Here is a 21,701-nt window from a genome sequence, read left to right on the forward strand (position 1 = left end):
GGAAGCCGTACGGGCCGGGCGACCCGCGACGGCCGTACAGTCCGCGCGCCGCGCGGGGGTGTCACGCCGCCTCCGCGCGGTCGGCGGCCATGCCGGCGGCGTCGAGGAGGGCGGTGCCGACGATCAGGTCGGCGCCGCCGAACTCGGCGTCCTCCAGCTGCGTGCCGTCGTCCACCGCGAAGAGCAGCCGCTCCTCGCCCTGGCGGTAGGCGGTGCCGACGGCCGGGCTCGCCGCGTGGACGGCCAGCAGGGCCACCAGGTACGGCAGGTCGGCATCGCTGCGGCGGGCCTCGGCGAGCAGCCCGGACAGACGGCGGGGCGCGTCGTGCGGGAGGTCGAGGAGTCGCATCGCGGCGGCGAGCTGCTCCTCGCTGAAGCGGCTGTCGTCGGGGGTGGCGATGAGGTCCGGCTCGCGCATCTCCGCGCCGAGGTGCTCCCGCTCCACGGGCGGGGTGAGCAGGATCTCGACCAGGTCCCCGACCCGGACGGAGACCGGGGTGCGCAGGCCCGCGCCGGACGCGAAGAAGGCGTCGGTGACCCGTCGGGCCTGCTCCAGCGGAAGGGGCAGGAGCGGGGCCACGAGCTGGCCGTACAGGTCGATGCCGGAGCGCGGCGCGGGGGCGGCGAAGGCCTGGCGGTCCTGTTCGGCGCGGAACAGCGGGCCGGCGTCCAGCAGCCGCGACTGGAGCTGGGTGTGGCGGCGGATGCAGTCCTTGACGATGTCGACGAGCTCGGCGGCGCGGCGCTTGTTCTCCGGCTCCTCGGCCTCGTCGCGGGCCTTGCGGATGTTCGTCAGGATCGCGTTCTCGTGCCGGTAGCGGTCGGCGACGTGTTCGAGGGCTTCCGCGATCATGTCGGGTACGGCCTGGAGCCAGTCCACGGCCCGGACGTTGCGCCGGGTGGCGTCCAGGGTCCGGCGCAGGGTCTCGGCGTACTGGACGGTCCGGTAGCGGGCCTGCTCGGCGGCGAGCTGGGCGTCGGCCAGCCGGCCGCGGCTGATCAGTACCTCCAGCTTGACCTCGGCGGCGATCTGGGCGCTGGTCACGTCCGTGTCGAGGGCGCCGACCAGGACGTTGACGGCCTCGTCGGTGGTGCGCAGGTAGACCGCGCCGCCGTGGCCGAGGACCTCTTCGATCAGCTTGAAGTCGTAGTCCCGGCGGACGTAGACGCCGTCGGGGCCGAAGGTGCCGTAGATCGCGCGGAAGCCGCGGTCCACGCTGCCCACGTTGATCAGGTTCTCCAGCACCCAGCGGACGACCCGCTCGTGCTCGGCGGCCGGGCGGGCCGGGGCCTGGGCGGCGACGCGCGGGAGCAGCCTGGTCACTATCTGCTCGTGGTCGGCTCCGGTGTCGAAGTCCATGTTCAGCGTGACCATGTCGATCGCGGCGAGCGCAACCTCCGCCATCGCGTAGACCCCGTACTCGCCGGCCAGATTGGCCTTGCGTACGTCGAGGTCGTGCAGCGGGGCGGTGCAGGCGAGGGCGCGCAGCCGACGGGCCAGGCCCTCGTCGGCGGCCGGGCCCGGCGCCGGGGACGGAAGGGTCTTCGCCGGGGCGGGGAGAGTCACGCGCAAAGACTAGGCGCTGACCCTGACAACAACCCAAACGGCATGGTTCGGCCGGATCGTCCCCGACGGACAGACCGCGGGCGGGACTGCGGACGGAACCGCGGCCGGGCCGCGGACTGGACTGCGGACGGGGCGGGTCCTTCCCCGGCGTTCTACGCTCGGCGCATGGCTTCCATGATCACACCTCCGGCGGCGGCGATCGACCTCAACGCCGATCTCGGCGAGGGCTTCGGCCGCTGGACGCTGACCGACGACGAGGCGCTGCTGGCGGTCGTCACCAGCGCCAACGTCGCCTGCGGCTTCCACGCCGGGGACCCCTCCATCATGCGCCGCGTCTGCGAGCTGGCCGCGGAGCGGGGCGTACGGATCGGCGCCCAGGTCTCCTACCGCGATCTGGCGGGCTTCGGCCGGCGCTCCATGGACGTGCCGGCCGGTGAACTCGCGGACGAGGTGGCCTACCAGATCGGGGCCCTGGAGGTGTTCGCCCGGGCGGCCGGCTCCACGGTGTCGTACGTGAAACCGCACGGTGCGCTCTACAACCGCACCGTGCACGACGCGGACCAGGCCGCCGCGGTGGTCGCCGGCGTCCACCTGGCGGCCGGGACCGGCCCGGGGGGCCGGTCGGCGGCAGGGCTGCCGGTCCTGGGGCTGCCGGTCCTGGGGCTGCCCGGGTCGCTGCTGCTCGCGGCCGCCGCCGACGCCGGGCTGACCGCGGTGCCGGAGGCCTTCGCCGACCGCGCGTACACGGCGGCCGGGACGCTGCTGCCGCGCACCGAGCCGGGGGCGGTGCTGCACGACCCGGACGCCGTCGTGGCCCGGGCGGTGCGGATGGCCGTCGAGGGTGTGGTGGCGGCCGCCGACGGGTCCGCGGTCCGGGTCGCCGCGCGCTCGCTGTGCCTGCACGGGGACACCCCGGGGGCGGCCGGACTCGCCCGCCGGGTCCGCGACGCGCTGGCCGCGGCCGGGGTCGCGGTGGAGGCCTTCGCGTGAGGGCCCTGGTGGTCGGCGCCGAGGCGCTGCTGGTGGAGGTGGGCTCGGACGCCGAGGTGGCCGCGCTCCACGCGGAGCTGCTGCGGCGGCGGGACGCTGGCGAACTGGGCGCCGTCCGGGACGTCGTGCCCGCGGCGCGGACGGTGCTGCTGGACGGCGTACGGGACCCGGCGGCGCTCGGGGCGCGCATCGAGCGCTGGGAGGTGCCCCCGCTCGCGGAGGCCGGGGGGCCGCTGGTGACCGTCCCCGTGCGCTACGACGGGCCGGACCTGGCGGAGGTGGCCCGGCTGTGGGGCGTGGCCCCCGGGGAGGTGCCGGGCATCGTGGGGGGCATCGGGTTCCGGGTGGCGTTCTGCGGGTTCGCGCCCGGCTTCGGCTACCTGACCGGACTCCCGGAGCGGCTGCGCCTGCCCCGCCGGGCCACGCCCCGTACGGCCGTCCCGGCGGGCTCGCTGGCGCTGGCGGGCGAGTACGCGGGGGTCTACCCGCGCTCCTCTCCGGGCGGCTGGCAGCTGGTCGGGACCACCGACGCGGTGCTGTGGGACCCGGAGCGGGAGCCTGCGGCGCTGTTCGCACCCGGGGTGCGGGTGCGGTTCGAGGAGGCCGGCCGTGGCTGAGCTGGTGGTGGTGCGGCCGGGGGCCCTGACCACGGTGCAGGACGGCGGCCGCCCGGGCCACGCCCACCTCGGGGTCCCCCGTTCGGGGGCCCTGGACACGGCGGCGTACGCGCTGGCCAACCGGCTGGTCGGCAATCCACGGGGGGCGGCCGTACTGGAGACCACCCTCGACGGGGTCGGGCTGCGGGCCCTGGCGGCGGTGACGGTGGCCGTCACGGGCGCGCCATGTCCCGTACGGGTCTCCGGGCGCCCGGTGGCCTGGGGCGCGCCGGTCCGGGTGCCCGCCGGGGCGGAGCTGGAGGTGGGCCGGGCGGAGTCGGGGCTGCGCGGGTACGTCGCGGTACGGGGCGGCCTGGCCGTGCCGCCGGTGCTGGGCAGCCGCTCGGCGGACCTGCTGTCGGGCCTGGGGCCGCCGGTGCTGTCGGCCGGGGCGCTGCTGCCGGTGGGGCCGGCCGGTCCGGGCCCGGCCGCGGGGCCGGAGGTCTGCCCGCTGCCCGGGGCGCCCGCCGAACTGGTGCTCCCGCTGCGGCCGGGGCCCCGGGCGGACTGGTTCACCGGCGCGTCCCTGGCCGGGCTGTGGCGTACGGGGTACCGGGTGTCGGCGGTGTCCAACCGCATCGGCCTGCGCACGGAGGCGGGTCCGCCGCTGGTCCGCGCCCGGTCCGGGGAGCTGCCGAGCGAGGGCATGGTGCTGGGCGCGGTCCAGGTCCCGCCGGACGGCCTGCCGGTGGTGTTCCTGGCGGACCATCCGGTGACGGGCGGCTACCCGGTGGTGGGCGTGGTCCCGCCGGGCCCGGCCCTCGACGCGGCGGCCCAGGCCCGGCCGGGGGTACCGGTGCGGTTCGTACGGTCCCGGTGAGGCGTTCGTTCGAGGGGGCGCCCGACGGCTGCCCGCGCGCCGTCCGGCAGGCACCTCGCCCGGGCCGGCCCCGGCCCGTCGGAGCTCAGGGCCGCGGCCGGCCGGCGTGCGCGACGAGGCGGGCCACGATCAGGTGGTGGAAGGGCTCGATGGCCCGGAAGTACAGGCGGCCGGCGGGGCGGTTGAAGCGGACCGCCGTCGTGAGCACGCCCTCGGTGCCCGTCGGGCCGGTCGTCGGCCGCACGGCGAAGGACGCGCGGAAGTCCAGGTGCTTGTCGTCGTCCCCGCAGAGGACCTCGTCGTCGGCCACCGCCAGGACGCGCATCGGCCCGATCTTCAGGCCGGGTTCGAGGCGGATGTCCCGGTGCGGGCGGTCGCGTTCCTGTACGTGGAGCCCGAAGGGCGCGGCCAGCCGGTCGCGCAGGGCGGTCAACCGGCCGATCCAGCGCGGGCCTCCCGCGAGGACGAGCCGGGCGAAGTCCACCGCCGAGGTGCCGGCCGGCAGGTCCACCGCCACCGCGTCCACGTGGTCGACGGAGCCCAGACCGGCGCGGGCCGCGTCCAGTACGGGTGGCGTGTGTCTGCGTACCTGACGGCCCATCGTGTGACCCTTCGCCGGTGTGTGCCCGGGGCCCGCCCCCGCAGGGCCCCTTCCCGGAACACCCCGGGCTGCTACACGGCGGACTCCGGAGTGATCCGGCTCCGCACGGCGGACTGTACGTCCTCTTCCTCGGCGGGGTCGGCCGCCAGCCGCCGCAGCCGGGGCGCGACGCGCGCGTCGGCCGTTTCGGCGTGGCGGGCGGCCACCTCGCGGGTGGTCTCCTCGCAGTCCCAGAGGCACTCGACGGCGAAGCCCGCCGCGAAGCAGGGGTCGGTGCTGGCGAGGGCGCGCGCGGCGCGGCCCCGCAAGTGGGACGAGGACGTCTCGCGGTAGATGTGGCGCAGCACCGGGGCGGCGCAGCCGATGGCGAGCCGGCCCGCCCCGTCGACCAGGGCGAACAGCCGCCGGTTGTCCGGGCCCGCGCCCCGGACAGTGGAGCGCAGGGCGCCCAGGACCAGGGTGGCGTCCTCGGGGCCGCCGCGGGTGGCGAGGGTGGCTCCGGCGGCCGCGCCGAGAGCGTCGGGCCGGTGGATCCAGCGCCGGGCCCGCTCGACGGCGGCCGGGCCGCACATGCGCTCGTAGGCGGCCAGGGCGGGCTCGTCGGCGGCGGCTTCGATGAGGTCCAGCACGGCCGGGTTCTCCGGCTCGGCCAGGACCAGGTGGTGCAGGGCGGTGGCCCGGGCGGCCTCGCCGAAGGCTCCGGCGGCGGCCGCGAGGATGGCGGGCCGGTCCTCGGGCTGGGCCACGGCAGCGAGGCAGCGCGCGGCGGGGACGTGCAGCGGGGTTCCGCGGCGCAGTCCGTCGGCGGCCCAGTCGAACACGGCCTGGACGCCCCAGCCGGGCCGGGGCCCGTTCGGGGTCAGCTGGCGCTGCCAGCGGTCGAAGGAGCCCTGCTGCCGGGCGGCGCGCAGGCGCTCCCCGTACAGCGGTGACTCCTCCCACAGGCTCCAGGGCCGGGGCTCGTACGCGTCGCGGACGGCGGCGGCCAGCCGCGCCTCGCCCTCCGCCGTGGCGGGGAAGCGGGCGAGCACGGGCGCGGCGAGGCCGCGCAGTCCCTCGTCGTCGTCGCGCAGGGCGAGCTCGTCGAGGGCCCAGGCCCAGTTCGCGCCGGAGGCGGCGTACCGGCGCAGCAGCATGAGCGCGTCGTCGCGTCCGTACGAGGCCAGGTGGCCCAGCACGGACAGGGCCAGGCCCGTCCGGTGGTCCTCTTCGTCGAGGAGGTCGTCGGCGCCGAAGAGGTGGGCCTCGACGGCGCCGAGCGGGCCGTCGAGGTCCAGGTACAGGCGGGCGTAGTACAGGGAGCGGTTCTCGACCTGCCAGTCCTGGCGCGGATCCCGGAGCACGCACTCGTTGAGGGCGTCCAGGGCCTCTGGCCTGGGCGCCGCGAGGGCGTGCAGGGTGCCGTCGCCGCGGCCCCGCTGGAGGAGCCCGAGCAGGGTGCCGCTCGGCGCTATGACTGGTTCGAACATGGGAATGGCCTCAAATCAAGCTGGGGACGCAACCGGGAATCAAAATTCACAGGGCCGCGTAACAGCATGTGAGGACGTCCGCCGTCATGTTCCGCTCGATGTAGACCATTGCCTTCTCACTCTCGTCGGTGCTCCGGGAGCAGGGCGGCCGGGCCGGGCCCGGACACCCGACGTGTCCTGCCCGCTCCTGCCCGTCCGCCGTGTTCGCGAATCGAATCCGTCGCCATGATGACCCAGGCGGTTTGTGCGCCGCGACCACATTTATGGCCGCCGTGACCAACCTGTGAGGTCCGCAACCGGTCAGGCCGGACCAGGGCACGGCAAAAAACGGACTACTTGGCTCCGAAGAGTTCCAGCAGGTCGGCCTTTGCGAACATGCGGGCTGTGTCCACGGCGGACGGGGTTCCGGCGTTCGGGTCGGCCCCGCCGGCGAGCAGCGCGCGGATGACGGCCTCCTCGCCCTTGAAGACGGCGCCGGCGAGCGGGGTCTGGCCCCGGTCGTTGGCGCGGTCGGCCTCGCCGCCGCGCGCGAGCAGGGCCGTGACGGCCTCGGCGTGGCCGTGGTAGGCGGCGAGCATGAGGAGGGTGTCGCCGCGGTCGTTGGTGAGGTTCGCCGGGACTCCGGCGTCGAGGTACGCGGCGAGCGTCTCGGTCTCCCCCTGGCGGGCGAGGTCGAAGATCTTGGTGGCCAGCTCGATGACGTCCTCGTCGGGGACGTCCTGGGAGCCGGAGCCGCCTTCGGTGTGCTCGCTCATCGCGCGTACCGCCTTTCGCTCGCTGCGTGGGTGGCCCGTCCGGGAACCGGGCCGCGGGCCGGGCGGGCAGGGGGGTGCACGGCACTGCGTCCGTACGGGTGAAACGTCAGGGTAGCGCCCGGACCTGCACATGGAGGGCGCGGGCCGAGGCAAGGATCACTCTTGACCCCCTGCGTGCCGGACGCGCCAGCCGGGGTGGGCCGGTCAAGTGAAAAAGGGCTCGATTCACCCGTATGCACCTTTTGTCGCATTGATACTTGCTGTGAGCCTGGAAGGACTGATGGTGACTGTCCCCACCCACCAGGAGAAACCTCATGGTCCTGTCGATCTCAGGTGTCGTCCTACTCGGCATCATCGCCTTCCTGTTCTTCAAGAAGGACGGGATGAAGCTGTCGCACGCGTTCGTCTGCGCGCTCTTCGGCTTCTTCCTCGCCGGCTCCGCCATCGCGCCGAGCATCACGGCGAGCACGGCGAGCCTCGCCAGTCTGCTCGGCGGGATCAAGCTCTAGGCCGGCCACCACGGCACAGGAACACCAGCCACACCCGAATCACCCGTCAGCACCACATCTCCAGGAGACGCCCGTGGCCCGGCGCCCACTTCCCCGCATCCTCAGCAGCGGCACGACGTCGCTGGCCCGGGGCCGCGACCTCGCTCGCACGGCCGCCGACAGCGCCACGGACGTCCTCCATCCGCTCCTCACCATCGGGCGCGGCCTGCGCATCCTGGCTTCCGCCGGGCGGCGCAAGTGGTCGCAGACCCCCAAGGACAAGCGTGGTCCCGCGCTGTTCCTGGCGGCCGCCTGCGTCCTCGTGGTCGCGCTCGTCCCCTACGGCCCCCTCCTCGCCCTGATCACCCTCATGGCGGCGGCGGCCTGGCGGGGACGCGACCGCACCCCGGTGAAGACCGGACCCGGCGATGCCGAGACCGAACGGCTCGGCTCCCTCTACGAAGCCCTCGTGCCGTACTTCTCCATCCCGGAGGACCCCAGCCCGCTCTTCGCCCACGGCGGCGAGTGGGACAAGGCCTTCAGCGGCTACGAGTTCGACGAGGCGGGCCGCATCACCCGGCTCCGCATCCGCTACCCGGCCTACTTCACCGACGGCGAGGCCGCTGCACGGGCCCGGATCGAGGCACTGCTGCACGCCAAGTCCGGGCGCGGACGGGAGTACCTCTTCGACTGGGACGAGGAGGGCAACCAGCTCGACCTGAGCGTGCTGGCGGCGCTGCCGACCGGCATCGCCGCCCAGCCGTTCGTGACCTCCCCCGGTGAGACCGTCCTCGGCTTCACCGACGCGGGCAGCGTGCAGCGCACCCTGCCCGTGCGGGACGGGGGCGACGAGCCCCGCGACGTCCCGCCGGTGGTCTGGCGCACCGGCCCCCGCTCCACCGAGCCCCATCTGCTGGCCGTAGGCCAGCCCGGCGCGGGCACCTCCAGCCTGCTGCGCTCGATCGCCCTCCAGGCCCTGCGGCACGGCGGAGACGTGCTGATCGTGGAGGGCGGCGGCAGCGGCGAGTACTCCTGCCTGTCCGGACGGGCCGGCGTCCTCGCCGTGGAGTGCGGGCCGACCGGAGCCCTCGCCGTCCTGGAGTGGGCCGCGCAGGAGACCGAACGCCGGCTCATCGCCACCCACCGGGCCCGCGAGGCCGGCCGCCCGGCCCCGGAGGACACCCGGCGCCCGCTGTGGATCCTGCTCGACCGGCCCAGCGTGCTCGCTCACCTGGCCGCCGCCGACGGCCGCCCCGACCCGCTCGCCCAGCTCCAGGCGCCGCTGCGGCACGGCCGCGGCGCGCACATCACGGTGGTCGTCGCCGAGCAGTTCGACCACCTGGAGCTGCTGAACGACGCCGTCTGGCAGCACACCCGGGCCCGCGTCGTCCTCGGACCGGCCACGATCCAGCACATCACCGACGTGCTCGGACTCCCGCCGCACACCACGCCGACGACCCAGGTGCCCCCGGGCCGCGGGTACGCCCGGCTCGGCACCGGTCCGGTGCACCGGCTCCAGGTACCGGCCACCCCGGACCCGTACGACGACGCGACCCACCCGGCGCACCGGCAGGCGGTGCTGGAGCTGCTCCCCGACCGCGGACCGGCGGGCCCGGGCGCGGGCGGTGACGCCGCCGGGGACGGGGAAGGGCCCGTCACGCTGACGAAGCCGCTCCCGGGGCAGCCCGAGGCACCGGAGCCGGCGTCCTCGTTCGACGCCTCGGAGATCCCGGAAGTACCCGCCGAGGCCCCCTGACCGCGCGGGGCGGCTCGGTCGCCCCGCGCCCGCCGCCGCCCGCTCCCCCGGCCCCGTCGGCTGCGTCGGGCTCCCCCGGCTACGCCACGAACGTCCGCGGCGGTTCCGCACCGCTGCCGCCCGCGCCCGTGCCGACCAGCCGGGCCGCCGCCGCCAGCCGCGCGGCGGCCTCCACGGCCACCGGCCCGCCCACGGTGAACGGCAGGCGGACGTAGCCCTCGAAGGCGCCGTCCACCCCGAAGCGGGGCCCCGAGGGGACCCGTACGCCGACGCGCTCCCCCACCTCCGCGAGCCGGGAGCCGGAGAGCCCGCCCGCCCGCGCCCACAGGGTCAGCCCGCCCTGCGGAACCGTGAACTCCCAGTCCGGCAGCTCCCGGCGGACGGCGGCGACCAGGGCGTCCCGGTTGTCCCGGGCCTGGTCGCGGCGGATCCCGACGGCCTCCTGCCAGCCCCCGGTCCGCATCAGCCAGTTCACGGCGAGCTGCTCCAGCACCGGGGTGCCCAGGTCGGCGTAGGCGCGCGCGGCGACCAGGCTCCGGATCACGTCGGGGGCCGCGCGGACCCAGCCGATCCGCATGCCCGCCCAGAAGGCCTTGCTGGCGGACCCGACGGTCACCACCGTGCTGCCGCCCGGGTCGAACGAGCAGACCGGGCGGGGCATCGCCAGGTCCGGGTCCAGCTGGAGCTCGATCATGGTCTCGTCGGCGATCAGGACGGTGCCGGCCGACCGGGCGGCCTCCACCATCGCGCGGCGCTGGTCGTCCGAGGCCAGCGCCCCGGTCGGGTTGTGGAAGTCGGCGACGACGTAGGCCAGCCGCGGGGCCGAGTCGCGCAGCACCTGGCGCCACACGTCCATGTCCCAGCCGGAGAGCCCGCCGGCCATCGCCACGGGCACGAGGCGGACCCCGGCGGCGCGCATGAGCTGGAGGATGTTGGCGTAGGAGGGGGACTCGACGGCGATCCGCTCCCCGCGCCCCGCGAAGAGGCTGCAGATGGCGTCGATGGCGCCCATCGCCCCGGTGGTGACCATGATCTGCTCGGGCATGGTGGGGATGCCCTGCTCGGTGTACCGGTCGGCGAGCATCCGGCGCAGCGCGGGCAGGCCCGCCGGGTAGTCGCCGTGGGTGTGGGCGTACGGCGGGAGTTCTTCGAGCGCGCCCTGCACGGCCTTGGTCAGCCACGGCTCGGGGGCCGGCAGCGCGGCGCAGCCGAGGTCGATCATCGAGCCGAGGGACTCGGGCGGCAGCGGCTCCAGGCCGCGGGCCGGCAGCGGGTTCCCGGCGGGTACGGACGTCCAGCTGCCGGAGCCGCGCCGGGACTCCAGGAACCCCTCCCCGCGCAGGGCCTCGTACGCGGCGGCGACGGTGGTGCGGCTCATGGAGAGGGCGCCGGCCAGCTCGCGCTCGGCGGGCAGCCGGGCCGCGACCGGGACCCGGCCCTCCAGGACGAGCAGCCTGATCCCGTCGGCCAGGGTGCGGTACGCGGGCGGCTTGCGGGTGCCGGGGACTGCGGTCCGCTCCTGCTGGGAGGTGATGAGGCGGGCCAGCTGGGCGGCACCGACCGCCGAGGTCCATTCGGCCATTGCGTCCGGTCCACCTTCGCGGGATTGGCCTGGGCCGTGGGGCCGCGGGCCGGGATTGGAGTGCTGCCTTCCGGCCCAGGGTGTCACGCGCCGGTCCACTCGTGCCAGAGCGGGGCCGCGCGGCGCCTCCCCGGTTCCCGCCCCGCGGCCCGGCCGCTCCCGCCCCGCGGGCGGGAGGGGGCATACTGCCGCCGTGACGCACGTACGCCTTCGCCACCCGTATCTGGACCACCCCGCTCCGATTCCTTTCGCGCACCGGGGAGGGGCCGCCGACGGGCTGGAGAACACCGCCGCCGCCTTCCGGCGGGCCGCCGCCGCGGGCTACCGGTACTTCGAGACCGATGTGCACGCCACGGCCGACGGGAAGCTCGTCGCCTTCCACGACTCCACGCTGGACCGGGTGACCGACCGCCGGGGGCGGATCGCCGAGCTGCCCTGGGGGCGGGTCCGCGAGGCCCGGGTGGCCGGCTCCGAGCCGCTGCCGCTCTTCGAGGAGCTGCTGGAGGAGTTCCCGGACGCCCGGTGGAACATCGACGTCAAGGCCGAGTCGGCGCTGCTTCCGCTGGTCGACCTGATCGCGCGGGCCGGGCTCTGGGACCGGGTCTGCGTGGGGTCCTTCTCGGAGGGCCGGGTGGCCCGGGCGCAGCGGATCGCCGGTCCCCGGCTGGCCACCTCGTACGGCGCCCGCGGGATCGTCGGCCTGCGCCTGCGCTCGTACGCGATCCCGGCGGCGCTGCGCGTGGGGGCGGTGGCCGCGCAGATTCCGGAGACCCAGGCGGGCGTCCGCGTCGTCGACCGGCGCTTCGTGCGCACCGCGCACGAGCGGGGGCTCCAGGTGCACGTGTGGACCGTGAACGAACCGCAACGCATGGAGGCGCTCCTGGACCTGGGCGTCGATGGCATCATGACCGACCGGATCGACATCTTGCGCACGGTGCTGGACCGGCGCGGGGCCTGGGCCTGAGCGCCTTCCGGCCGCGCGCGGGCCCCCGGCGGGCCGCAGCGGTACGGGATCAGCGAGGGGGCACCAGATGAGTGCGCGGACGACGGACACGACGGAGCCAGGGCCCGAGGACGGCGGGGCGCAGGCGGCGACCGACCCCGACGCCGCCGCCCGCAAGCGCGAACAGCACGGCTGGTACTTCTACGACTTCGCCTGCTCGGTCTATTCGACGAGCGTGCTCACGGTGTTCCTCGGCCCGTACCTGACGGCCGTCACCAAGGCCGCCGCGGACGCCGAGGGGTACGTCCACCCGCTGGGGATCCCCATCCGGGCCGGGTCCTTCTTCGCGTACTCCGTGTCCCTGTCGGTGATCGTGGCCGTCCTGGTCATGCCCCTGGCGGGCGCGCTCGCGGACCGCACCGGCCGCAAGAAGCCGCTGCTGGCGGTCGCGGCGTACACCGGGGCCGCCGCGACAGCGGGCATGTTCTTCCTCGACGGCGACCGCTACCTGCTGGGCGGGCTGCTGCTGATCGTCGCGAACGCCTCGCTGGCCGTGTCGATGGTCCTGTACAACGCGTTCCTGCCGCAGATCGCCACGCCCGACGAGCGGGACACCGTCTCCTCCCGCGGATGGGCTTTCGGTTACACCTCGGGCGCGCTCGTGCTCGTACTGAATCTGGTGCTCTACCAGGGCCACGACGCGTTCGGCCTCTCCGAGGGCACGGCGGTACGGATCTGCCTGGCCTCGGCGGGCGTGTGGTGGGGGGCCTTCGCGCTCATCCCGCTGCGCCGGCTGCGGGACCGGGCGGTGGTCCGCGAGGCGGGGGCGGGCCCGGCGGTCAGCGGCTGGAAGCAGCTCGTCGCGACCCTGAAGGACATGCGGCGCTATCCGCTGACCCTGTCGTTCCTGCTGGCGTACCTGATCTACAACGACGGGGTGCAGACGGTCATCTCCCAGGCCTCCGTCTACGGTTCCGAGGAGCTGGAGCTGGAGCAGTCGACGCTGATCGTGGCGGTCCTGCTGGTGCAGGTCCTGGCGGTGGCCGGCGCCCTGGGCATGGGCCGGCTGGCCCGCGTCTACGGCGCCAAGCGGACGATCATGGGCTCGCTGGTCGCGTGGGCGGTGACACTGGCGGCCGGATACTTCCTTCCGGCCCGCACGCCGGTGTGGTTCTTCGCGCTCGCCGCGATGATCGGACTGGTCCTGGGCGGCAGCCAGGCGCTGTCGCGCTCCCTGTTCTCCCACCTGGTGCCGGCGGGCAAGGAGGCCGAGTACTTTTCCGCGTACGAGGTGAGCGACCGCGGGGTGAGCTGGGTGGGACCGCTGGTGTTCGGCCTCACGTACCAGGTCACGGGCAGCTACCGGGACGCGATCATCTCGCTGGTGGTCTTCTTCGCACTGGGTTTCGTGCTCCTGGCACGAGTGCCGGTGCGGCGCGCGGTGGAGGCGGCAGGCAATCCTGTACCCGCACGCATCTGACCACGCTCCGCGCACCCCGCCGACCCGGATCCACGAACGAATTCCGAACGAATTTAGACGTTGAAGCAAAGGGCCGGTAGTGTACGCCTTTGGCCTGCCAGGCGGACCGTTACTGCGCGCTCGAAAAGACGCGACGTTGGGTGACATCTGTTGCCAGATGTGACAAAACGGGCACTGGTGGGTAACAACAAGGGGCGGTACGACGGGCGACGCATCACCCGGAGCGGGAATCTATACCGCCGGCCGGACGTTGACCGGATGACGACGACAGCGACACCTGTCCTGTGGGCGAGAAGCCCGGGAGGCACGATTCATGAGTGAGCGAGCTCTCCGCGGTACGCGCCTCGTGGTTACCAGCTACGAGACGGACCGCGGCATCGATCTGGCCCCGCGCCAGGCGGTGGAGTACGCATGCCAGAACGGACATCGATTTGAGATGCCGTTCTCGGTTGAGGCAGACATTCCGCCGGAGTGGGAGTGCAAGGCGTGCGGCGTCATGGCACTCCTGGTGGACGGGGACGGGCCCGAAGAGAAGAAGGGCAAGCCTGCGCGAACGCACTGGGACATGCTCATGGAGCGACGCACCCGCGAGGAGCTGGAGGAAGTGCTTGCCGAAAGGCTTGCGGTCCTCCGTTCCGGCGCCATGAACATTGCCGTGCATCCGCGGGACAGCCGCAAGTCCGCCTGACAGCCGGACGACAGCACGACAAAGCCGAGGGGCCCCGCCACACAGTGTGGCGGGGCCCCTCGGCTTTCGCGCGTGGCCGTGTTCGGGGCGACGGCCGGGCGCGTGGGCCGGCCGGGAGGCCGGGACCTCCGTCGCGGGGCCACGGGGTACGAGGTCACCGGTCACCGGTCGCTGGGTGTACGGGCTCACCGGGTGCGGTCCGGGGCCTCGCGGGCACGAGGGGGTGGCCCGGCGCTGCGTGCACGGGCCACCCGGGTCGTACGGCTGCCTTACGGGGCCAGCGGGGGGCGGTAGGAGGTGTCGGGGCCCTGGTGGCCCGGTCCCTGGCGGTCCGGAGCCGGCCGGTCGTCGCGGATGACCTCGCCCTGGACGACCTTGCCGTCCGGCTGGTGGATACGGGCCTGCCGGAAGGCGTCGCCGAAGCTGCCCGCGGGGGCGGAGGCCATCTTGCGCTCCAGCGAACGGGCCGCGCGCCGGCCGATCCACGCCCGGACGGGCGGGAGCAGCAGGACCAGGCCCGCCGCGTCGGAGATCAGGCCCGGCACCATCAGCAGCAAGCCGGCCAGCATGGTGAGGCCGTTGCCCTGGCCGGGGCGCTGCGGGGTGGGCTGCACGCCCTGCTGAGCCTGCTGGAAGGTCTCCGCCAGGTTCTTGAAGGCACGCCGCCCGGCCCGCTTGATGACCACCGCGCCCAGGACCATTCCACCCGCCAGCAGCGCGGCGACGGCCGGCCCGCCGGCCGCGCCCGCGACCAGGGTGAGCAGCCAGATCTCCAGGATCAGCCAGGCGGTGATGGCAAGGGGAACGAAGGTGCGGGCGGGCGAGCGCCGCCGGGGGGCCGTCGAAGTGGGAACGCCGGTCGTCATACCACCAGTGTGCCCGGGCCGGAGTGAAAGTGGCCTCAGTCGGAGGTACCGGACATCCCCTAGGGTGCCCTCCGGCTCCGGCGCGCGGGTCCGCCGCCGCGGGTCCGCCGGAGCGGCCGTTCCGGGGCGCGTTCCGGGGCCGCGGCCGCTCAGGCCTGGCCGGTCGCCCCGTCGGCGTCCGGGCCGGAGCCCGTGTCCGCCGCGGAGCCCGTGCCCGCCGCGGGCCCCGTACCGGACGAGGTGCCGGTCGCGGACGAGGTGCCGGTGTCGTTCGCCGGTCCCGTGGCGGACGCCGGTCCCGTGGCGGGGCCCCGCGTCGCGGTCGGGCTCGCGGCCGTGCCCGCCGCTGCCTGCGGCTTGCCCGGCAGGAGCTTGGCCGCCTGGGCCTTGATGCCCCACTGGGTGACCCGCCACAGGGCCTCGACCAGGATGTCCTTGCTCATCTTGCTGTCGCCGAACTCGCGCTCGACGAACGTGATGGGGACCTCCACCACACGGAACCCCTTCTGCACGGCCCGGCGCGCCAGGTCCACCTGGAAGCAGTAGCCCGCGGACGCCACCTGGTCCAGGCCCAGCCCCTCCAGGGTCTCCCGGCGGAACGCCCGGTAGCCGCCGGTCACGTCGCGCATCGGGAGGTTCAGCATCAGCCGCGAGTACGTCGAACCGCCGCGCGAGAGGAACTCCCGGCTCTTGGGCCAGTTCACGACCCGCCCGCCCGGCACCCAGCGGGAGCCCAGGACCAGGTCGGCGCCGGCCAGCGCGGTCAGCAGGCGGGGCAGTTCCTCGGGCTGGTGGGAGCCGTCGGCGTCCATTTCGACGATCACCCCGTAGCCCTGCTCCAGGGCCCAGAGGAAGCCCGCCAGGTAGGCGGCGCCCAGCCCCTCCTTGCCCTTGCGGTGCAGCACGTGGACGTGGTCGTCGCCCGCCACCAGCTCGTCGGCGAGCTTGCCGGTGCCGTCCGGGCTGTTGTCGTCCGCGACGAGGATGTGCGCCTCGGGCACGGCCGCGCGCACGCGCCCGACGATCAGCCCGATGTTCTCCGCCTCGTTGTAGGTCGGAATGATCACCAGGGCCGTACCGAGCGGTCCGTAGGTCCGCTGTCCGCCGTCGCTCACTGAGTCCCCTTTTGTGCTGTCGCACGTCCTGTACGTCGTGTCGCAGAGGATGACTTTAGAACAGTGGTCGGGGCCCGCGGTCCTTCGGGCCGGTCAGACTCCCGCTGGCTGCGGGCCGCCGTGACCGTTGTCTACTGGACCGCCGGGCCCCGACCCGGGGCCACCCGCCGCCCGGCGAAACCTTCCCTCGCCCCCGAGGCGCGGGCGCGCTGCGCAGACGGTCCCTTCCGGCACGGACGTCCTGTGGTGGACCCGGCCGAACCTATCCGGGTCGGGCCGCCCGTACCGAACCGAGGCCGACCGGATCACCCCTGTGGGCGTACGAATGCCTCCCGCCCGCCGACCACGGTGGCGAGGCACACCGGCAGCGCGGCGCCGGGACTCAGGTCGGGCAGCCCGGGGGTGCCCGAACGCGGGTCGGTGGACCAGCGGGCCACCCGGTCGTCGGGGGCCTGGACGACCAGTTCCGCGGTCTCCCAGACCGCGTAGTCGGCCGGTGCCCCCGGGACCAGGACGCCCGCGTCGTCGCGGCCCAGCGCCCGCCAGCCGCCCCGGGTGTGGGCGGTGAAGGCCGCCCGTACGGAGATCCGGTGCTCGGGCGTCCGGTGGAAGGCGGCCGCGCGGACCGTCCCCCAGGGGTCGAGCGGGGTCACGGGCGCGTCCGAGCCGAACGCCAGCGGGACGCCCGCCTTGAGCATGGCCGCGTACGGGTTGAGGGTGCGGGCCCGCTCGGCTCCCAGCCGGTCGGCGTACATGCCGTCCGCGCCGCCCCAGGCCGCGTCGAAGGCGGGCTGCACGGAGGCGGTGAGGCCGAGCTCCGCGAAGGCGGCGATGGTGGCCGGGGTCATCATCTCGGCGTGCTCGATCCGGTGCCGGGCGGCCCGCACGCGAGCCAGGCCGACCGTCTCGGCGGCCGCCCGGACGCCCTCGACGACGGCGGTGAGCGCGGCGTCGCCGATGGCGTGGAAGCCCGCCTGCAGACCCGCCTCGGTGCAGGCGGCCACGTGCTCGGCCACGGCGCCCGCGTCCAGGTAGCCGGTGCCGGTGTGGGTGGCGTCGGCATACGGGGCGTGCAGGCAGGCCGTGTGCGAGCCGAGGGCGCCGTCCACGAAGAGGTCCCCGGCGGCTCCGACGGCCCCCAGCTCCTTCGCCCGGCCGAGATCCCGGTCGGCCCAGTACCCGAAGACCCGGGGCCCGGGACGCCCGGCGGCCAGGGCCAGCAGCCCGGTGAAGTCCTCGGCGGAGGAGATGTCGGGGCCGCCGCACTCGTGCACGGAACCGATCCCGAGGGAGGCCGCCCGGTCCAGGGCGGCCCGCTGCGCCTCCGCCCGCTGGGCGGGGGTGACGGCGGCCAGGGCGGCCGCGCGGACGGCGTGGTGGGCGTCCCGGGTCAGGGGCTCGTCCCCGCGGGCGGCGACGCCGGGAACGAGGTCGAGCAGGGCCGTGGTGACCACGGCGGAGTGCACGTCGATGCGGCTCAGGTACAGCGGGCGGCCGCCCGCGGCCTCGTCGAGCTCGGCGCGCCGGGGCGCCCGCCGCTCGGGCCAGCGGGCCGCGTCCCAGCCGTGCCCGAGGAGCACCCGGTCGGCGGGTCGGCTCGCGGCGTACGCCCGTACGAGCTCCAGCGCGGCGGGTAGCGAGCGGGCCGCGGTCAGGTCCAGCCCGGTCAGGGCCAGGCCGGCGGAGGTGGTGTGGACGTGGGCGTCGGTGAAGGCCGGCGTGACGAGCGCCCCGCCGAGGTCGACGACCTCGTCCACGCCCTGCGCGAAGGCGTTTGCCGCGCCCTCGGAGCCGACCCAGGCGATGTGGCCGCGCTCGACCACCATCGCGGTGGCGAACGGGTCGGCGGGGCTGTGTACCTCGCCCCCGCGCAGGAGGACGGTCCTTGTCGGTGCTCCGGCGGCGGCGTCGGCGGAGTGGGCGGTGCGGTCAGTCATGGGGACCAGTCTCCCGCGCCGCCGGCCCCGGCCCGACCGCCGGGTCCCCGGCGGGCTCGGGGCGCGCTCTGGGCGTGCTGGATTCGGGACGGGCTAGACGCGGGGCGGGCGGGCCTCGTACGGGGTCGAGAGGACCACCGTCGTGCGGGTCGAGACGTGCGCGAGGGCGCGCAGGCGGCCCAGCAGGTCCTCCAGCTCCAGGGGGGTCGCCACCCGGACCTTGAGGATGTAGTTCTCGTCGCCCGCCACGCTGTGGCAGGCCTCGATCTCGGGGACCCCGGCCAGCCGGTCGGCGATGTCGTCCGGCGCGCTGGGATCGAACGGCTTGACCGAGATGAACGCCGTCAGCGGCAGCCCGACGGCCTCGGGGTCGACGACGGCGGCGTAGCCGCGGATCACCCCGCGCTGTTCGAGTCGGCGTACCCGCTGGTGGACCGCCGACGTGGACAGTCCGGTGGCCTTGCCCAGATCCGTATAGCTCATCCGCCCGTCCCGCACGAGCAGATCAACGATCTGGCGGTCCAGCTCCTCCATTGCGCTCATAGCCGCTCAACTTAAGGCCCAGGGGTGCTCCAGGCACAGTGCTGTCCGCCCAGTGGAGGCATCTGCGGCGGGCATGTGACCAAGGCCACAAGCCGATGCGCGCGTACAGCGGACGGATGTGGTTACTCGTGCCGCGGGACGGGAAGTGCTTGCTGTGGCCGTGGCCGTAGAACCTGCCCGCCCGGCCCACCCAAGGGGGAGTACATCCATGCTGAACACCAAGCGCGCCGGTCGCACCGCACCGGAGCCCCTGGAGCTTCTCGATTCCGGGGACGACCCGTACCCGGAATACGCGGAGGACGGCGAGGGCTTCGACGTCCACCACGCGACCTGCCCCGACTGCGGACAGTCGATCGCCCTCTTCGCCGACGAGGAGCACCTGCCGCAGCACGCCCTCTGCCTGACCCCGTGGAACCCGTTCGGGCTCACGGTGTGCGCCGGCACCGGGCGGCCCGCCTCCGACGCGCTGCCGACCGTGGGCGTACCGCGTCCGGACGACGCCCCGGAGCTGGAGCCGATCGTGCACCTGACCCTGCCCCAGGGGCTGGACTGGCGGACCCAGCCGTTCTCCCACGCCGGCGGGCCGGGCTCGCGTCCGGTGCGGATGGTGAGCCCCGTACCGCCCCAGACCCGGCAGCAGCACGCGCAGGCGGCCTGACACCGGCGCCGGGAACCCGGCACCGGCCGGCCTGCGGGCCTACCGGCTGACCGGCTGACCGGCTGACCGGCTGACCGGCTGACCGGCTGACCGGCTGACCGGCTGCGGGATCCTGCCCCTGGGCCTACCAGTACGCACCCCGGACCATGGCGTCCAGACTGGCGTGGTGGAGGATCAGGCCGTCGGGATCGGCCGGGATCTCGACCTCGCCGAAGTGCGCCTGCCGGTAGGCGATGCGCAGCATCACGATGCCGTGCCGCAGAGCCGCGTAGAGGGTGTGGAACTCCATGTCCCGGGGGGTGTGCCCGGTGAGTTCGGCGTACCGGCGCTCGATGTCCTCGCGGCGCAGGAAGTCGGGCAGGCCCGGCTGCCCGAAGCCGACCGTGAGGTCCTGGAAGAACCGGTGGAGGTACACCGTCCAGCCGAGGTCGACCTCGCGCGGGGCGTACGCCGCCATCTCCCAGTCGAGGACGGCCACCGGCGTGAAGCCGTCGTAGACGACGTTCCCGATGCGGGCGTCGCCCCAGTTGAGGACGGCGGGGCCCTCGTCCGCGGGCCACAGCCCCTCCAGGCGCGCGAACGCCCGCTCGATGAGCGGGGACGGGGCCAGTCCGCCCACCACCCAGGCGTAGTAGGCGCGTTGGCCGTCGACGTGCCGGCGCAGCGGCGTCCCCTCGCCCTCGGGGAGGAGGAACTCGGCCTCCGCGGCCGGGAACTGGTCGTGCAGGCGTGCCAACAGCGCGACGCTCGCCTCCTGGAGTCCGGCGCGCTCGGCGTCGGTGGCGGCGTGCAGCCAGTTCCCCTCGTACGTGTAGGGCATGACGTCGGGCGGGACCCGGCCCTCCGCCCGGGCCATGACGAAGAACGGCGCCCCGAGCGGCCCCGGGTCCTCCTCCAGCCACTGCACGCGCGGTACGGGCAGGTCGGTGTGCTCGGCGACCAGGCTCATCACGCGGTGCTGGCGCGGCATGTCGTACGTGGGGAAGACGGTGTAGGCGGCCGGATCGGCGGCGAGCCGCAGCGCGCAGGCGCGGAGCGGGGCGTCCGGGTGCTCTATGTCGAAGAGCAGGGTCTCGCTGGACATGCCGTTCGACCCGGGAACGGACGGGTTGGTGACCCGCGCGCCCGGGAGCCGGGTGTCCAGCCAGGCGGCGAGGCGCCGGCCGAGCTCCTCGGGCTCCCGGGTGGAGGTGCGCGGACGTGGTGCGGTGGCCATGGGTACCCCTCTCTTCTTTCTTCCTGTTCGGCTGGGGGAGGCGGGGGCGGCGGGACGGGCGGCCAGAGGCCTACGGGGCTACGGGGCTACGGGGCTACGGGGCTACGGGGCTACGGAGGAGTAGTCGGTGAAGCCGCTCGGGTCGTGGCGGCCGAAGCTGCCGTGCTCGAAGATGCCGTGACCCACCTGGCCGTCGAGGGTGAAGCGGGCCGAGTGGTCGGTGACCCCGAATGCGGCCATGGGGTGCGCCGCGGGGTCGGAGAGGTCGTAGCGGCGGCGGTCCGTCCAGTCCCGGCCCTGCCAGGTGCCGTGCTGCCAGTCGGCGGCGGGCGGGTAGCCGGCGCCGACTGCGAGCGGGGAGGAGTTCAGGATCTCCACCCCGAGTTCGAGGGGCTTGCGGGAGGGGTCGGCGAGGTGGACGACCGCGCTCACCGGGTGTCGGCTGCCGGGGCGGTAGCGGATCTCGGTGTGCGGCCAGCCGAGTTGGACGTCGTGCCGGTCGCTGCCTTCGGGGAAGACCTGTACGGCCTCGTTGAGGGTGCGGTGGCCGTCCGCGTCCTCCTGGGCGATGACCATGAGGAAGCGGTCTTCGAAGCGGACGGGTATCCAGAGCCAGTGGAACCCCTCGGGGCGGTACTCCTCGGCCGCCCGGCCGCCGTCCTCCCCGGGGATCGGCCGTACGCCCCAACTGCGGTCGCGGGTACCGGTCCACTCCCCCGGCGCGAGGACGAGTTCCTCCCCGTTCGCGCGAACGGTGCCGGTGACGCCTCCGGCCTGGACGAACCGGCGGCCTTCGAGCATGAGGCGGTCGCCGCGCCGCTGGACGTGGTGGGGCTCCCACACCGCGGGGAACTCGGCGGTCCAGGTGACGTCGTACGAGAGCCCCAGAGGGTCGTCCGGATCGGCGGCGCAGCGGAGGGTGAGCTGCTTGAGCGGTATGTCGACGGTGATGGAGAGCGGGCCGACGGAGAGGTTCATCCGGTCGTCGGTGAGCGCGTCGCAGGCGCGGACGGCGAGGAGTTCGTCGCCCATGCGCAGGGTGGCGTAGGCGTCGATGACGCCGGCGTTGGGGTAGACGCCGAGACCGAGGATGAGGACGGCGCGGCCGGCGTGGTCGAAGACGTGGAAGATGCACCGGTCGTAGGCGTTGCGGTCGCCGCTGACGAGGTGCTTCATCGACAGGGGGGCCTGGTGGATGGGGTATTCGTCGAGGGCGATGGGCCGGTCGGCGGGCATGGCGGACCTCCTGGACACGGTGACGGTGACGGCGGCGCCGGCGGCTTCGATGGCTTCGGCAGCGGCGACCTCGGGGGCGTCATGTCGGGCAGACATGACGGTACGTCAGAAACCGTGCGGGGGAACAGACTTCTGGCACGAAGTGGCGACACGGCACGGTGTGGCGGGGCGGGACTTCGACACGCGGGGGTAGGGCGGCGCACCCGTTCGGCGGCACCGCGTTGGGTGGGGCGGGGGTGCGGGGGGCGGTGCCTGTGCCGGGCGGGAGCGCGAGGTGTTGGGGGGTTCCCGTCAGTCTCATCGTCTCTCCGGGTCGGGCCGTCCCCTCAAGGGCG

Annotated in this window: 20 protein-coding genes; 9 read left to right on the top strand and 11 right to left on the bottom strand. The window is 74.6% G+C overall.

Annotated elements, in window-relative coordinates:
* Window positions 1-61: 61 nt before the first annotated feature.
* Window positions 62-1,567 carry a hypothetical protein gene (locus ACFWTC_RS31365; protein WP_383930951.1) on the bottom strand — a complete coding sequence of 502 codons (1,506 nt, stop codon included), beginning with the start codon at window positions 1,565-1,567 and terminating at the stop codon, window positions 62-64.
* 174 nt (window positions 1,568-1,741) lie between these two features.
* On the opposite strand from ACFWTC_RS31365, the gene ACFWTC_RS31370 reads away from it, so the two are divergent.
* Genes ACFWTC_RS31370 through ACFWTC_RS31380 form a run of 3 tightly spaced genes read left to right on the top strand, consistent with a single transcriptional unit; the run spans window position 1,742 to window position 4,033 of the window.
* Window positions 1,742-2,557, top strand: coding sequence for a LamB/YcsF family protein (locus ACFWTC_RS31370; RefSeq protein ID WP_384029392.1), 816 nt, complete (start codon window positions 1,742-1,744; stop codon window positions 2,555-2,557).
* Window positions 2,554-3,174, top strand: coding sequence for an allophanate hydrolase subunit 1 (locus ACFWTC_RS31375; RefSeq protein ID WP_383930949.1), 621 nt, complete (start codon window positions 2,554-2,556; stop codon window positions 3,172-3,174). The genes ACFWTC_RS31370 and ACFWTC_RS31375 overlap by 4 nt, the downstream gene beginning before the upstream one ends.
* Window positions 3,167-4,033, top strand: a complete 867-nt coding sequence (locus ACFWTC_RS31380) for a biotin-dependent carboxyltransferase family protein (protein WP_383930946.1) — start codon at window positions 3,167-3,169, stop codon at window positions 4,031-4,033. The genes ACFWTC_RS31375 and ACFWTC_RS31380 overlap by 8 nt, the downstream gene beginning before the upstream one ends.
* 85 nt (window positions 4,034-4,118) lie before the next feature.
* On the opposite strand, the gene ACFWTC_RS31385 is transcribed toward ACFWTC_RS31380, so the two are convergent.
* The 3 genes from ACFWTC_RS31385 to ACFWTC_RS31395 all read right to left on the bottom strand — a co-directional run bounded on the left by ACFWTC_RS31385 (window position 4,119) and on the right by ACFWTC_RS31395 (window position 6,858).
* Window positions 4,119-4,634 (bottom strand): DUF2867 domain-containing protein, encoded by a 516-nt coding sequence (locus ACFWTC_RS31385; protein ID WP_384029382.1) that lies wholly within the window; start codon window positions 4,632-4,634, stop codon window positions 4,119-4,121.
* 71 nt (window positions 4,635-4,705) lie between these two features.
* A complete protein-coding gene (locus ACFWTC_RS31390) occupies window positions 4,706-6,103 on the bottom strand; it encodes a HEAT repeat domain-containing protein (RefSeq protein ID WP_383930940.1) in 1,398 nt (465 codons plus the stop codon).
* A gap of 332 nt (window positions 6,104-6,435) precedes the next feature.
* Window positions 6,436-6,858, bottom strand: a complete 423-nt coding sequence (locus ACFWTC_RS31395) for an ankyrin repeat domain-containing protein (protein WP_384029384.1) — start codon at window positions 6,856-6,858, stop codon at window positions 6,436-6,438.
* 314 nt (window positions 6,859-7,172) lie between these two features.
* On the opposite strand from ACFWTC_RS31395, the gene ACFWTC_RS31400 reads away from it, so the two are divergent.
* Together ACFWTC_RS31400 and ACFWTC_RS31405 are read left to right on the top strand one after the other, a co-directional pair.
* A complete protein-coding gene (locus ACFWTC_RS31400; RefSeq protein ID WP_365627890.1) occupies window positions 7,173-7,367 on the top strand; it encodes a hypothetical protein in 195 nt (64 codons plus the stop codon).
* Window positions 7,368-7,440: 73 nt separating this feature from the next.
* On the top strand, window positions 7,441-9,102 hold the full coding sequence (locus ACFWTC_RS31405) for a hypothetical protein (protein ID WP_384029386.1): 1,662 nt from the start codon (window positions 7,441-7,443) through the stop codon (window positions 9,100-9,102).
* Between the two features lie 79 nt (window positions 9,103-9,181).
* Here the strand turns inward: ACFWTC_RS31405 and ACFWTC_RS31410 are convergent, their stop codons facing one another.
* Window positions 9,182-10,684, bottom strand: a complete 1,503-nt coding sequence (locus ACFWTC_RS31410) for a PLP-dependent aminotransferase family protein (RefSeq protein WP_384029388.1) — start codon at window positions 10,682-10,684, stop codon at window positions 9,182-9,184.
* 193 nt (window positions 10,685-10,877) lie between these two features.
* Between ACFWTC_RS31410 and ACFWTC_RS31415 the strand changes: the two genes are divergently transcribed.
* The 3 genes from ACFWTC_RS31415 (at window position 10,878) to ACFWTC_RS31425 (ending at window position 13,795) form a co-directional block, all read left to right on the top strand.
* Window positions 10,878-11,648 (top strand): glycerophosphodiester phosphodiesterase family protein, encoded by a 771-nt coding sequence (locus ACFWTC_RS31415; protein WP_384029390.1) that lies wholly within the window; start codon window positions 10,878-10,880, stop codon window positions 11,646-11,648.
* Window positions 11,649-11,715: 67 nt separating this feature from the next.
* On the top strand, window positions 11,716-13,107 hold the full coding sequence (locus tag ACFWTC_RS31420; RefSeq protein WP_383930926.1) for an MFS transporter: 1,392 nt from the start codon (window positions 11,716-11,718) through the stop codon (window positions 13,105-13,107).
* Window positions 13,108-13,420: 313 nt separating this feature from the next.
* Window positions 13,421-13,795, top strand: a complete 375-nt coding sequence (locus tag ACFWTC_RS31425; protein WP_185301965.1) for an RNA polymerase-binding protein RbpA — start codon at window positions 13,421-13,423, stop codon at window positions 13,793-13,795.
* Between the two features lie 269 nt (window positions 13,796-14,064).
* Here the strand turns inward: ACFWTC_RS31425 and fxsA are convergent, their stop codons facing one another.
* From fxsA to ACFWTC_RS31445, 4 genes are all read right to left on the bottom strand, one after another.
* Window positions 14,065-14,661, bottom strand: a complete 597-nt coding sequence (gene fxsA, locus ACFWTC_RS31430; protein ID WP_383930923.1) for an FxsA family membrane protein — start codon at window positions 14,659-14,661, stop codon at window positions 14,065-14,067.
* Window positions 14,662-14,810: 149 nt separating this feature from the next.
* Window positions 14,811-15,776, bottom strand: a complete 966-nt coding sequence (locus tag ACFWTC_RS31435; protein ID WP_383930920.1) for a glycosyltransferase — start codon at window positions 15,774-15,776, stop codon at window positions 14,811-14,813.
* A gap of 305 nt (window positions 15,777-16,081) precedes the next feature.
* Entirely contained in the window at window positions 16,082-17,713 is a 1,632-nt protein-coding gene (locus ACFWTC_RS31440) for an amidohydrolase (protein ID WP_383930917.1), read from the bottom strand.
* 93 nt (window positions 17,714-17,806) lie between these two features.
* Entirely contained in the window at window positions 17,807-18,247 is a 441-nt protein-coding gene (locus ACFWTC_RS31445; RefSeq protein WP_030011705.1) for an Lrp/AsnC family transcriptional regulator, read from the bottom strand.
* A 217-nt stretch (window positions 18,248-18,464) separates the two neighbouring features.
* Here ACFWTC_RS31445 and ACFWTC_RS31450 point away from each other — a divergent pair, with 217 nt between their 5' ends.
* The gene (locus ACFWTC_RS31450; RefSeq protein WP_383930914.1) at window positions 18,465-18,914 is read left to right on the top strand and encodes a hypothetical protein; all 450 of its coding nucleotides are present in this window, start codon (window positions 18,465-18,467) and stop codon (window positions 18,912-18,914) included.
* 124 nt (window positions 18,915-19,038) lie between these two features.
* On the opposite strand, the gene ACFWTC_RS31455 is transcribed toward ACFWTC_RS31450, so the two are convergent.
* Together ACFWTC_RS31455 and ACFWTC_RS31460 are read right to left on the bottom strand one after the other, a co-directional pair.
* On the bottom strand, window positions 19,039-20,130 hold the full coding sequence (locus ACFWTC_RS31455; protein WP_383930912.1) for a phosphotransferase family protein: 1,092 nt from the start codon (window positions 20,128-20,130) through the stop codon (window positions 19,039-19,041).
* Between the two features lie 102 nt (window positions 20,131-20,232).
* The gene (locus ACFWTC_RS31460; protein WP_384029394.1) at window positions 20,233-21,366 is read right to left on the bottom strand and encodes a hypothetical protein; all 1,134 of its coding nucleotides are present in this window, start codon (window positions 21,364-21,366) and stop codon (window positions 20,233-20,235) included.
* Window positions 21,367-21,701: the final 335 nt, after the last annotated feature.

The sequence above is a fragment of the Streptomyces sp. NPDC058619 genome (assembly GCF_042717785.1).
In the GTDB taxonomy this organism is placed as follows: Bacteria; Actinomycetota; Actinomycetes; order Streptomycetales; family Streptomycetaceae; genus Streptomyces.